Source organism: Actinotignum schaalii FB123-CNA-2, from assembly GCF_000411135.1.
Classification (GTDB): Bacteria; Actinomycetota; Actinomycetes; order Actinomycetales; family Actinomycetaceae; genus Actinotignum; species Actinotignum schaalii_A.
In genome coordinates this window covers 195350-208108 of the sequence record NZ_KE150262.1, presented here as the reverse complement: position 1 = coordinate 208108, position 12759 = coordinate 195350, and the positions used below count along the sequence as shown (strand labels likewise).

7 protein-coding genes and 1 pseudogene are annotated in these 12759 nt (G+C 63.6%); 6 read left to right on the top strand and 2 right to left on the bottom strand.

The genetic code is table 11. The annotated features are described in order from the left end of the window. Positions 1-10 precede the first annotated feature (10 nt). From HMPREF9237_RS00865 to HMPREF9237_RS09780, 5 genes and pseudogenes are all read left to right on the top strand, one after another. The gene (locus HMPREF9237_RS00865; protein ID WP_016441824.1) at positions 11-730 is read left to right on the top strand and encodes an FMN-binding negative transcriptional regulator; all 720 of its coding nucleotides are present in this window, start codon (positions 11-13) and stop codon (positions 728-730) included. A 64-nt stretch (positions 731-794) separates the two neighbouring features. Further along, a pseudogene (locus HMPREF9237_RS09675) lies at positions 795-1229 on the top strand (amidase family protein); the annotation flags it as partial. Positions 1230-1266: 37 nt separating this feature from the next. Beyond that, complete coding sequence (locus HMPREF9237_RS00860) at positions 1267-2283, top strand: amidase (protein WP_016441823.1); 1017 nt, start codon at positions 1267-1269, stop codon at positions 2281-2283. A gap of 316 nt (positions 2284-2599) precedes the next feature. Beyond that, entirely contained in the window at positions 2600-2749 is a 150-nt protein-coding gene (locus tag HMPREF9237_RS09390) for a hypothetical protein (protein WP_155875755.1), read from the top strand. A 46-nt stretch (positions 2750-2795) separates the two neighbouring features. After that, complete coding sequence (locus HMPREF9237_RS09780; protein WP_016441821.1) at positions 2796-8510, top strand: S8 family serine peptidase; 5715 nt, start codon at positions 2796-2798, stop codon at positions 8508-8510. 534 nt (positions 8511-9044) lie between these two features. Here the strand turns inward: HMPREF9237_RS09780 and HMPREF9237_RS00850 are convergent. Beyond that, on the bottom strand, positions 9045-10136 hold the full coding sequence (locus HMPREF9237_RS00850; protein ID WP_155875753.1) for an alpha/beta fold hydrolase: 1092 nt from the start codon (positions 10134-10136) through the stop codon (positions 9045-9047). Positions 10137-10581: 445 nt separating this feature from the next. Here HMPREF9237_RS00850 and HMPREF9237_RS00845 point away from each other — a divergent pair, with 445 nt between their 5' ends. Beyond that, the gene (locus HMPREF9237_RS00845; RefSeq protein WP_016441819.1) at positions 10582-11463 is read left to right on the top strand and encodes a hypothetical protein; all 882 of its coding nucleotides are present in this window, start codon (positions 10582-10584) and stop codon (positions 11461-11463) included. A gap of 30 nt (positions 11464-11493) precedes the next feature. On the opposite strand, the gene metX is transcribed toward HMPREF9237_RS00845, so the two are convergent. Further along, positions 11494-12756, bottom strand: coding sequence for a homoserine O-acetyltransferase MetX (gene metX, locus HMPREF9237_RS00840; RefSeq protein ID WP_016441818.1), 1263 nt, complete (start codon positions 12754-12756; stop codon positions 11494-11496). Between the last annotated feature and the right edge of the window lie 3 nt (positions 12757-12759).

Sequence of the window (12759 nt, the reverse complement as noted above, 5' to 3'; positions counted from 1 at the left end):
ACTGGCTGTCATGTACGTGGCGAGTCGTTTTGCGTTGGAACCGGAACGTGCGGTGGAACTAGCTGCCCAAATCGGGGTGGGAGAATTAATAACGGCCGGCCCGCGCGGCCTGGATGCCACACTCCTTCCTTTTAATATTTTTTACGACGACGCCGGCACCCTTCACCTCCACAGCCATATGGCACGTATTAATCCCCAGGCAGCCGATACCGGACCTTGCCTCATGGTGGTGACCGGCCCGAATACCTATATATCGCCCTCCGATATGCCACCCGGCCCGGACGATGCGCCGCTGGCTCGGGTTCCCACCTGGAATTACCTCACCGTGCACCTACGCGGCGAACTCACTATCCACGAGGATCCCGCCTGGCTCATCCCCACCCTGCGCGAACTGGTTGACGCCCACGAAATTGCTCACCACGGAGGTACCTGGCGTCCGGATACCCACGCGCGGCCGGACCAGCTGCGGCGCATGCTGCGCGCCATCGTGGGCGTGGATGTTAAAGTTACGGAGATTATTGGCAAGGCCAAGCTCTCCCAGAACTTATCCGCGGAGGAAATTGCTGCCACCGCGGCCAACTTGCGGCGGCGTCGTGACAAGAGCGCATCCACGCAGATAGCCGAGCTCATGGAAAACCTAGCCATCCCCACTGCCGCGGCGCGTGCAGAAGCCGTGGAGCGGGCGAAACACGGCCGTTGGGCCGCACGAGCCCGCACGGAAACCGAATAAACCACGGCAACCGAATAACCCGCTCGCGGCGGCAAACGTGCCCTATCTCACGTACACTGTGAGCATGGCATTTCTTGAGGACAGCGTGGACCCCCTGGATCTTTCTGCCGTGCAGCTGGCGCGGCTCATGCGCACCGGCCGCCTAGACCCCGTTGCGCATACCGAACGGGTACTGGAGCGCGCCCGCAGCCGCGGCGCCGCGGTGGGCGCATTTACTCACATCGCGGAAGAATTTTCGCTGCGCCAGGCCCGCGCCGCCACCGCGCAACTCAAGGAGGGCAAAGGCGGCCCGCTCACCGGGGTACCCTTCCCCATCAAAGACCTTGACGACGTAGCCGGCCTGCCCACCGAATACGGCTCGCGGGCCATGCGCGGAAATATCGCCACCACCACCGGCGGGGTAGCCCAGTCGATCCTGGACGCCGGCACCGTGACCATCGGGAAAACCACCACCCCGGAATTCGGCTTCGTCGGCTACACCGAACCGGCTGGCCTCGCCCCTGCCCGCACCCCGTGGGACCTTACACGCAGCGCCGGTGGATCCTCCGGGGGGAGCGGCCGCGGCGGTTGCGGCCGGCGTGGTCCCCATTGCGCACGGGAACGACGGCGGCGGCTCGGTCCGCATTCCCGCTGCCCACTGCGGGGTACTCGGCATCAAACCCAGCCGCGGGCTGGTCTCGCCCGGCCCCGCTTCCTCTTTCTTCTCCGATAGCGGGCTGGCTACCGCCGGAGTACTGGCACGCACCGCCCGGGATCTCGCGGCCGGATTGGATGTTATCGCCCGGCGCCGGCCCGGGGATTGGAGTCCCTACCCGGGCTCGGGAGACTACCTGGCCACTCTGGACGCGGAATTTGGGTGCGGGCCGCAATCACGCAGCCGCGCCCTCGCCCTGGCCGATCTGCGGGTCGGGGTGCTCACCGAACCGCTCAATGTTGATACTGAGATTCACCCCGCCTGCCTGGAGGCCGTGGCGCGGGCAGCAGAAGATTTCGGTGCCATGGGCGCGCGCGTGGAAGGCATCGCGCGGCCCTTCGGCCCCGAAGCCTGGCAGTCCTTTATGCCGATCTGGCAGGCGGGTGCTGCCGCCATTCCACTCCCGCCCGAAAGTGAGTCCCTCCTCACCCCGATGAGCCAGTGGCTGCGCGCTCGCGGGCGGGAAGCATCTGCGCCGCAGCTCATGGCCGGCTTGCAGGGGATGTACGCGATTGCGCGGCGCATGGGGGAGGCGTTCGCGGGTTTCGACGTGATCCTCAGCCCGGCGCTCGGCACCCCGCCGGCCGATCCTACCTGGGTGTGCTGCCCGGATGATCCGGCCGAGGATTTCCGCCGCCAGTGCATCGTGAGCCCGTGGACCAGCTCCTGGAATATGTTTGGGCCCGCCGCGGTATCCATCCCGATCCACCGCGCGGAAGTGGGCGGCACTCTGCTGCCTTTCGGGGTACACGTGGGCGCAACCCGCTTCGGGGAAGAACAACTCCTGCTCGCCATCGTGGCCGCCCTGGAAACCCTGGATCCCTGGCCGCTTATCCGGCCACCGCACTCCGAATCGTAGGCGTATAAATATCAACCGGCTCAGGGGAGTGTTCACGTTGTAGACACTCTGGACAGATGCGCACCATTCTGTGCGATGATAGCCTGCATCCGGTATTCCCACGCGTCACGCACTGCCGGTCTATCGCTCAAGGGTGAGAGGCTGAGCGGGAGGGGTGCATAACTTCTCCACTGGTTGGTAGATATGCGCGGCGGGGTGGGGAGGCTGCGCCGTGTGCGCCGTCGTCCCAACTCTGCCCGAACCCTGGCCGCCGTGCAGGAATGACATCACCGGATTCCCCGACGGGATCCCTCCCGTCACGAAGTTAGGAGAAGGTGTGACAGGTTTTAACTGGCGCCGCCTGGGCGGATTATCCGTCACGGCTGCGCTCGCCTTAAGCGTACTCACTACTCCGGCGCTCGCTGCGGATCAGCCTGCGCCGTCGAATCCCGCCGGCGCTTTCGCCGGTCTCTATCTCTCCCGATAACCCCGAGCTGGCTGCTTTCCAGGATCTGCAGGGCTCCACCGAGCGGGTGCGGGTTATCGTGCTCCTCAAGGACCAGTCGCGCCTGGGCAGCGATGCTGGTGAGGCGCAGAGCTTGGCCACCCAGGAAGACCTGGTGGCCCAGTGGTCGGAGAAGTACGGTCTGCAGCCTGAGCGCCAGTTCGGCTACCTCGTCAACGGTTTCGCCGCGACGATGCCGGCGGACAAGATGGCGGCGCTGGAAGCGGAAGCCGCGGTGGCCTCGGTCAAGCGTGAACGTGTCTATCAGACGACCAACGTTGCCGCTACCGAGCGTGCGGCGGATATTTCTCGCGCCGTCGCTCAGAGTGCGGGTGCCACGAAGGCCCTCGTCCAGGGTGCCCTCGCAGCCCAGCCGCAGGAGAATGTGCCCCTCGAAGATGCCTCGCGTGATATGCAGGGCGCGCCCGCGGCCTTGGCGGATGCCGGCGCGGATGGCACCGGCATGGTTATTGCGATTGTGGATACGGGTATCGACCCGAGCCACCGCGATATGCGGATCGACAATTGCGATACCGCGAAGATTAAGAATATTAACACCGCTGCGAACCCCGCCTTCACGTGTAAGGTTCCCAACGGCTACAACTACGCCGACGATAATTTCGAGATCATCGATACCACCTCGTCTATGCACGGCATGCACGTGGCCGGTATTGCCGCGGCGAACGGCTTGGATGAGGGGCAAACTTTTGCCACCACCGGACGGGTGGAAGGCATGGCCCCCAATGCCCAGCTGCTGGCCATGAAGGTCTTTTCCAATGACCCGGCGCGTTCGCGCGGCGCGGCCGACGGCGATATTATTGCCGCCATTGAAGATTCCGTGAAGCTCGGCGCTGACGTTATTAATCTGTCGCTGGGCTCCGATAACGGCTTCGGATACTCCAACGGCGCGGGCCTGGCTATTGAAGAAGCTCGCGCTAAGGGTGTGCTTCCGGTTATTTCCGCAGGTAACTCCGGGCTCAACTTCTCACCGGGCGGCACCGAAGACGATATGTTCGGTAAATGGGACGACGGCGTGATCGGTTCGCCTTCGGCTCACGACGCCACTCTCTCGGTCGCCTCGATTGATAATAATCTGGAAACCCGCTCGGTCGCCCGCGTGACCGTGAACGGCGCAGCCGAAGACCTCTTCTACGAACTCGCCACCGGCAAGCCGGATAATGTGGCCCGCGAAGCGGTGGCCGCAGGAACCGGTAAGCCGGAAGAATTCCCGGAAGGTACCGCCGGTAAATACGCTCTGATTGAGCGCGGCGGCATCACCTTCGGGGAGAAGTTCGGTAACGCACAGAAGGCCGGTGCGGCCGGCGTTATTATCTACAACCACGAAGCCGGCGGGGATTCCATGATCTCCATGGGCGGTATTGACGAATACACCTTCCCGGGTGGCGTTATGTTCCGCTCCGATGCGCTGCGCCTGGTGGAGGCCATCAAGGCCGGCACCCCGGTCACCATCGCCCTCACGGATGAAGCCCGGACCACGCCCTCGGCCACGGCCGGTGCGCCCTCCAGCTTCACTTCCTGGGGCCCGACCTCCAACCTGGACTTCAAGCCGAATATTTCTGGTGTGGGCGGTAACGTCTACTCCACGCTGAATTCCAATACCTACGGCTCGATGTCCGGTACCTCCATGGCCGCCCCGAACGTGGCCGGTTCCATGGCCAGCGTGCTTCAGGTGCTCGGGCAGCGCTTCCCGGATATGTCCCGGGCGGATCGCCTCAGCCTGGCGGAAACACTGCTCATGAATACCGCGGAAATTCCGCGGCACGACGGCGTTCCGTACGCCCCGCGCCAGATCGGTGCCGGTTTGGTGCGCGTGGATCACGCCCTGGCATCCCAGGTGCACGCCCGTGTAGATGGTGCCAATTCGGTGGCCCTGGGCCAGGTGAACGGGCCGGTGTCCTTCACCGTGACCCTGACCAACCACGGCGATAAAGAAGCTGCCTACGCGATTCCGCGCCAGGAAGTCGTCAACGAAACGAATAATGCTAACGACATTACCTCCACCTTCATTTCCAAGGAAACGCTGACGGCGGATCGTAAGGTCCTTACCGTGGCGCCCGGGGAAACCACCCAGGTCACCTTCACGCTCACCCCGAGCAAGGGTAACCACTTCGTGGAAGGCTGGGCGGTGCTCGCCGGCGTGCAGGAAACCCCGGATATTAAGGTGCCCTACCTGGGCTTCGCCGGGGACTGGAACGCCGAACCTATTTTCGTGGCTCCGGGCCAGACCTGGGGTGAGGGCAATACCTCCACCTCCCAGCTGACCACCACGATCTTCGGGATGACCCTCCCCGTGAAGAACAATATCTTCGGGGAATTCTGGCTCTCGCCCAATAAGGACAATAACGTTGATGCGATTGTCCCGAATCTGACGCAGCTGCGTAACGCGGAAGAAGCCCAGTTCGAAATCTACGATGCCAACGGTAAGCTCGTCACGCGCGTGGGTGAGGAACAGGAACTCTCCCGCCAGATCGCCGGCACTGCCCTCGGCACGAAGAATATTGCGCAGCCCTACCGCAGCCACGCTTTCGATGGCACCGTGTGGGAAGCGGCCAGCGCGAGCTTCAAGGCGATTCCGGACGGGCGCTACACCTATCGCGTCAAGGCGCGTCTGGGTGACCGCTTCGACTGGCAGACCCTCGATATGCCCTTCGGTGTGGATACCGTTGCTCCCGAAGTTTCCGTGGGTGAACCCTTCGAGCGTGATGGCCAGAAGATCCTGCCCTTCACCGTGACCGAAACCGGCTCGGGGATTTTCTCCTCACCGATGGTGGAAACGGATAAGGGCACCGATATCAAGCCGGTCACCAAGAATTCCGATTCTTCCTTCGAAGTGGTGCTCCCCGAGGGCGTTTCCTACGTCATCGTCACCGTGGCCGACAAGGGCATGAATAACACCATGGTCACCAAGGTGCTCGGCGCGAACGCCATTGAGATCCCGAGCCTGAACACCTACAACACCCAGGTGTTCACCCCGAATCACCGCCTCGTCAAGGACGGCAAGCTGACCGTGTTCGGCCTGGCCTCCGATGCGGTGGCACGCGTGAGCGTGGCCGGTGCGGATGCGGAGCTCGGTGGCGGATTCTTCGCCGCCCAGGTCCCGCTGACCGAAGGCACCCAGAACATCCCCGTGATTGCCTACGGTGATAACGGCCGCGAAATCACCCGCACGGTGCTGACCGTCACCTACGATACGGTGGCCCCGAGCGTGGCGATTACATCCCTCAATGCCGGCGGTAAGCAGCCGGTGGCCGAGGATGGTTCGGTTACGATCACCGGTAATGTGCGTGATGAGCGCGCCGGCGCTACCCTCACCGTCAAGGTGAACGGTAAGGCCGCTGAGGTGGATGCCACCGGTGGATTCACCAGCACTTTCACCCCGGAAGCTGATGCTCTCAGCGCCACCGTGGTGGCCTCCGATGGTGGAAATACCACCACCGAAACGGTTACCTACGAAGGCCGGGAGGTCGTGGCGGAAGATACGTCGTCGTACCAGGCCCCCACGTTCACGAATGTGCAGTGCTTCGGCACCACCTGCCTGCCGGATATGTCCACCGCGGAAAAGACGGCGGACGGCAAGCTGGTGCTGCGCGGTACGGCGCAGGGCGTTTCCGCCTTCGTGCTCCAGCCGCGCGTGACCGTGAACGAGGCCGGCGACTACGTGGTTCCGGACGCGATCAACGTGACGGTCCAGGCCGATGGCACCTTCGAAGCCGCCGTGCCGGTGACCACCGGTATTAATGCCTTCCACATGAAGGTGACCGATACCGCGGGCAAGGTCCGCATGGATACCATCCTGCGGGTGTTCTGGGATACCGGGTACCCCAAGGTTTCCTTCACGGAACCGACCCTGTACAACGGCGTGCTCTACGCGAATTCGGATGAGGTCACCTTCGCGGGTACCGCCTCCGATGATGCCTGGGGCTACGACCTGAAGATCAACGGCTCGGTGGTGCGCAGCATTATCGACCACACCGTGGGCGGCACCAAGACCAATACCCGCAGCTTCAACCAGGCATTCCCGGTTGCGGACGGCGATACGGTCCTTGTGCAATTCGGTGACAGCATGGGCAATACCCTCCTCAACACCATCCCCGTGGTGGTGGACAAGGAAGGCCCGGCGGTGAGCATTAACGGCACGGACGGCGCGGTTATTCGCGACGGCGCTGCCATTGCCACCAGTGTGACCGACCCCAACCTCAAGGCCGCGCGCGTGCTCCTCAACGGGGACGTGCTCAGCGAACAGAGCACCGATGCGGGTCTGCTCGGCCAGTCGGTGGAGGACAGCCTCGTAGACGTCAAGACCTACTTCGGTGGCGGAAATAACGAGGGTGCGAACGGTGCCGATGCGGCGAAGGCCGTGCAGGTTGATGCCAACGGTGTGGCGGATAAGAACGACGCCGCCCGGGTGGTTGCGGGCGTGAAGGACGCGGCCGGACTCATGGCTGAGGCCGATGCTCCGGTTGCCGACGACGCAGCAGCTGGCGATACCGCTGGCGATGCCGCGACCGCTCTCAACTACACCGTGGAAACCGCGGAGCTGCCGGCCGGCACCTACACCCTCACGGTGGAAGGCACCGACCTGGCCGGGAACTCCACCGCGCAGTCCATTTCCTTCACGAAGGACAGCCTGCCGGTTATCGAGGGCCCGGACACCGTGGAACTCACGGCGCCCGCCGGCGCTCTGGACCGGCAAGCCCTGGCCGCCGAGGTACTCGCCAAGTACACGGTGAAGGACGACGGCGCAGCTGGGGCCGCGGGCGATACCGCTCTTACCCTGGCACCGGGCACGGTGCTCAACCCGGGTGAGAATACGGTGACCCTCATTGCCACCGATGCTGCCGGGGCTGCCGTGACCAAGACGGTGAGCGTGACGGTGACCCAGGAGACCGCTCCGGCGCCGGAGCCCACTCCGGGTGAGCCGGGTACCCCGGGCACCCCGGATCCGACACCGGTTCCGAACCCGACACCTGTTCCGAACCCGACGCCCGCGCCGAACCCGACGCCGGCACCTGAACCGGGCACGCCCGGTAAGCCGGGTGATACCGGAAACGTGTTCTACCTGTCGAATGACTGGGTTTCCACGGTTGCTCAGCAGGTCTTCTCCTACGGGCGAGCCGCTGACCAGGTCCTTATCGGTGACTGGGATGGCGATGGCAAGGAAACCTTGGCCGTGCGCCGCGGGAACCAGATCTTCATCCAGAACAGCCTTAACGGCGGAGTTGCTGATGAGGTGATTTCCTTCGGTAAGGCCGGGGACACGATCGTGGTTGGTGACTGGGATGGTGACGGTAAGGATACCTTCGCGGTGCGCCGCGGCAACCAGGTGTTCGTCCTCAACTCGATTCGTTCCGGAGATGCCGATCAGGTATTCAGCTTCGGCCGCGACGGCGACGTGCTGCTGGCCGGTGATTTCGATGGCGACGGTAAGGATACCTTCGCGGTCCAGCGTGGAAATGTGTTCTTCGTGAACAACACCCTCGCGGGCGGCAAGGCTGAAACCTCCTTCTCCTATGGCCGGACCGGTGACCAGATCTTCGTTGGTGACTGGGATGGTGACGGTAAGGATACCTTCGCGGTGCGGCGTGGTAACCAGGTGTTTGTGGCGAACTCGCTCAAGAGCGGGAACGCTGATATCACCCTCCACTACGGCCGGGCCGGTGACCAGATGCTCGTTGGTGACTGGGATGGGGATGGCGTTGATACGCCTATCGTCCGCCGCTAATAACTAGCGCCCGCGGGATGCTGGCCCACCGGCCAGTATCCGGCCCAGGGTAAAGGGAAAGGGGAGGCCCCGGAATTTCCGGGCGCCTCCCCTTTTCGCTTTCCTGCGTTCGCTGCGGGTTAATAGGCAGAAGGGGGTCTAATTACGGTGTGTTGTTGTCTTGGATCGGGTGCGGAACCGAACGCACCCCCGGTCCGTAACAGGGTGCAACTCTACGCACCATTTTGGCCCGGTTTCTGTCCTGGGCTTGCACTACGCGACCCCGACCGTCCGGAATTTGCACTATGTTTGCCCCGGACTCGGTGACGAGCCTTCGTCGCGAACAAAGTGTGCGTGTGAGTACCTTTTTCACCTGATTTCATGTTCCTCACGCACACTTTGCGGGCTGCGAGGTTCGGGACGCACACTTTGACTTTTCTACCCACGGTTCGGTTATGGTGCGTGGCGGACCGGACGGAATGCGTTTTCCGTCAAGGCATGTCATGCCACGGAGGTCAAGGAAGCAAGGGGCGCGGACTATCTATTTACGCTTAGCTACCTTGAGCGGGCCCGCCGCACCTGCCGCTGGCAAAACTCGCGAATCTCCGCGAACCCGGCCTCCCGCACCGGTGCGCGGGACAGCAAGACGTCATGAACGGCATTATCCAATTTCAGGATATGCACATCGCTCGCTATGTCCGCGGCTCGCGCCCACATTTGTTCGACGTCCAACACGGTATCGGCCCCGCGTAGCTCCTCGCTCCACGCGGTAGCCACGATGCTACGCGCCGCGGTGAGCATGAGAACCGGCAGCCGCAGTCGCACATTTCGAGCTACATATCGCTGCGCTCGGATGACCGCGTGCAGCCACCCACCGCGAATCGGTGCCGGATCCGGGCGCATATCCCAGGCCGGCGTCCACCCGGTAGTCCAAAACGGATCGGTGGTATCTTCCGGCGCCCCTGGCACCCGCGTCATTCCCTCCGGGCGCCACGCGTCGAGCACCATCCCGTAAAAGCCCGGGTCGTGCACGGGCAGTGGTTTTTTCGGTGCGGCGCGCGCCGCCAGTTCAGCTACAGGTACGACGACGGCGCTCCCCGCCGCGCCCACCTGCAACTCCAACCACGGTGAATTAAGCACCAGGCCAGCCAGGTTTTTCCCGCGGCGTGACCCGGCGTAGAGGGCGGCGGTGAGGCCACCGGTGGAATGCCCGTACAAGATGGTGGGGAGCTGGGCAGCGCCGGGGCCGAACCGGGCCGGGAGGTCTGTTCGCATGGCGGCCAGCGCGGCATCAATATCGGCAAAATACACCCGCATGCTATCTGTATACCCGTAGCTCTGCCGCTGCGGATCCCAGGACCGCCCATATTTACGCAGGTCAATTGCATAGAAAGCCCCGCCGGCAGCCGTTACTGCGTCAGCGAGGGCCCACTGGTAAAACATGTCATTCCAGCCGTGAATAGCGAGGAAAGCAAAACTCGGGGCAGGCGCGTTGGCGGGCGGCAATGCGCGGATGAGGGTAGCGATGACGGCGCCTTCGTCGTCGTCGGGAAGAGGAAGGGTGAGGCGTTCATAACCGGCGCCGAGGAGGTCGGGCTCCCACGCGAGCGCGGGGTTGTGGGGCGAGGCGGCTCGAGTCACGATCATCCTTTCGGCTTTTCCTCGATTTTACCGCCCGCGTGGTGTTGTGCGGGCCTTTCGCAAGGCCAGGATGGCGGTGACGAGCGTGACCACTGGGAGGCGTAGAGAATTGTCCCGATAACAATCGCGATTCCGCCAGGGAAATAATCGAGAGAACACGGTTGAGTTTCATGATTCTTCGCAATCTCGAGGAAAGTGATGAGAACTCCAGTGTTCTCGGAAGAAATCTACTATCCGTCGGGGCATCGGGTCGCGACGATGCTCGGGTCGTGGGTGCCAAGCGGCAGAGTCTGAGGCAGCGGCACAATCAGCGAGCATAATCATCATTAATCTTCGAGTTAGTAGTCGAATGAAGCATTTACACAAACTATTTGACACCCTCCAGCAATACGGTGTGTCGAATATTTTGTAGAATCCCCATAACGGCCCATCGATTCGGGAGGAGCAGCCCGTGCCCACAACACAACGCCAGCCCGGCTTGCGGGAAACGGCCACCCGGCTGCTACCCGCCCTCGGCTTCGGGCTCATGCTCGGCGCCCTCCCCCTGCTCTGGATGAACGACTGGCACGGCATCCTCTACATCAGCCTCATCACAATAGGCGCACTCATCGTGCTGGGCGGCATTATTTATTTGCGTTACCGCTACCTCCACACCGCCGCCGCGCACGACCACCCACTTCGCCTGCTCACCGCCGTGCTCACGAGCATCGCATTATTCCTTGCTGGCGCCCTCCTACCCACGCTCTGTAACCCGCCCCAAGCCGTCCGCATCGTCACCACTCAGATCAAAGACTGGGGCGGTGGCCCGTTGCGCTCCTATTTCACGGGCGGGGCTGAAGACTTGGGTGTCGCCGTCGTCGATATTGAAAAAGAAGCCGGAACCACGCAAGCGTTCCGCGCCTTCGTGCGCGAACGCCGCCTCGAAATTGACGTTCCGGTGGACGACCACAACGACACCGCGGTCACCTACTCGTGGTCCCTGCCGCGCGATACCACGCCCTACGGTTTCGCGGCCTCGCGCCCCTTCCGCTTTGAACGTATCCCCACTTTTGACTACACCCAGCTCGACGCCGCGCTCTTCACCCGCGCCACCACCCTTGTGCGCGAGCGCGCCGCGCGCATCGGCCTAACACCCGCGCAGCTAGAAAACGCGGAAGTATTCGTGCGGGTGAAAGCCGCGGCTGCTGAGCTACCCGAATGCGAAGGCACCTGCCCCGCGCCCGCGGACCTTATCTATACCGGATGGTTGCGCGCCGGTGGCAAAGCCGGGCACGTGATGATCGACGCGCGCGGCACTGTGCTCAGCGAAGACTGGTCCCAATTCGGCGGCTAGGGGAGCAAAAGCTACGGGGCAGCGCGGTGGCTAGAGAGCCGCGTCCACTGGCGCATCCACCGGCGCGACCTCGCTAAGGAAATCTGCAATAATCGCGGAAACCTCATCGTTTTCAATGAGGAAACCGTCGTGGCCGTGCGCGGAGTGCACGGTCTGGAGCGGGCGCGCCCCGGGCAAAGCCGCGGCCAATTGCGCCATGTGCTGCGGATAAAACAGCCGATCCGAATCAACAGCGACGACGAGCGCTGGCTGCTGCAGCCCCGCCACCACCTGCGCGGTGCCGCCCCGCCCGCGCCCAATATCGTGGGTGATAAACGCCTGGCTGATCGTCAGGTAGGAATTCGCATCGAAACGCGCCACCAATTTCGCGCCGTGGTAATCCAGGTAGGACTGCACCGCGTAACGGCCCCCGCGTAGCGGGTCTTCGCCCTCCTGCGGGGTGCGGCCGAAACGCGCCGCCAGCTCCGGGGCGCAGCGATAAGTTAAATGCGCTATTTCACGGGCGAGGCCGAGCCCGGCAGCCGGGCCGCTCACCCCGCTCTCATCGGGTTCAGCATCGTAATAATGCCCGCCGCGCCAGCGCGGATCCAGGCGAATCGCCAGGTTTTGCAGGTGAGCATAAGCGATATGTTCCGCGGTGCTGGCCGGGCCGGCTACGAGCACCGCGAAAGCCCCCACCCGCTGCGGGTACGACGCCGCCCATTCCATCGTGCGGCACCCGCCGAAGGAGGCACCCGCCACCAGCGCCCAGCGTTCCACCCCGAGCAGGTCAGCGAGCCGAGCCTCCGCCGCGGCCATATCCCGCATGGTAATTTCCGGGAAGCGCGGGCCCCAAGGCTGGCCATCGGGAGCGGGTGAAGCCGGGCCGGTACTTCCCTGACAGCCACCCAGCACATTGGGGCACACCACGTAGTACCGCTCGGTATCGATGGCCAGACCCGGGCCCACAATATCTTTCCACCAGCCGCTCTGCCCATCGCGTGCGGCAGCGTGCGAATCCCCGGTGAGTGCGTGGCAAAGCAGCACCGCATTGGAGCGGTCCGCATTGAGCTGCCCCCAGGTTTCGTAGGCGAGTCGCACCTGCGGCAAGCGGCCGCCCAGCTCCAGTTCCAGGGGGCCAAGATCCGCGAAGCGGCGCTCACCCGGTTCGTCCCCTTCCAGCCAGGCGCCGGTAGGGCGCTCGGTGAGGCGGGGTGCGGGAGTGTAGCCGGTATCAAAATCACCGATAGGCGCGGCATCGGTAACCGGATCCAGGGGAGCGTGTCCCACGAGGAACTGGGGGCTGGGCGTCATGAT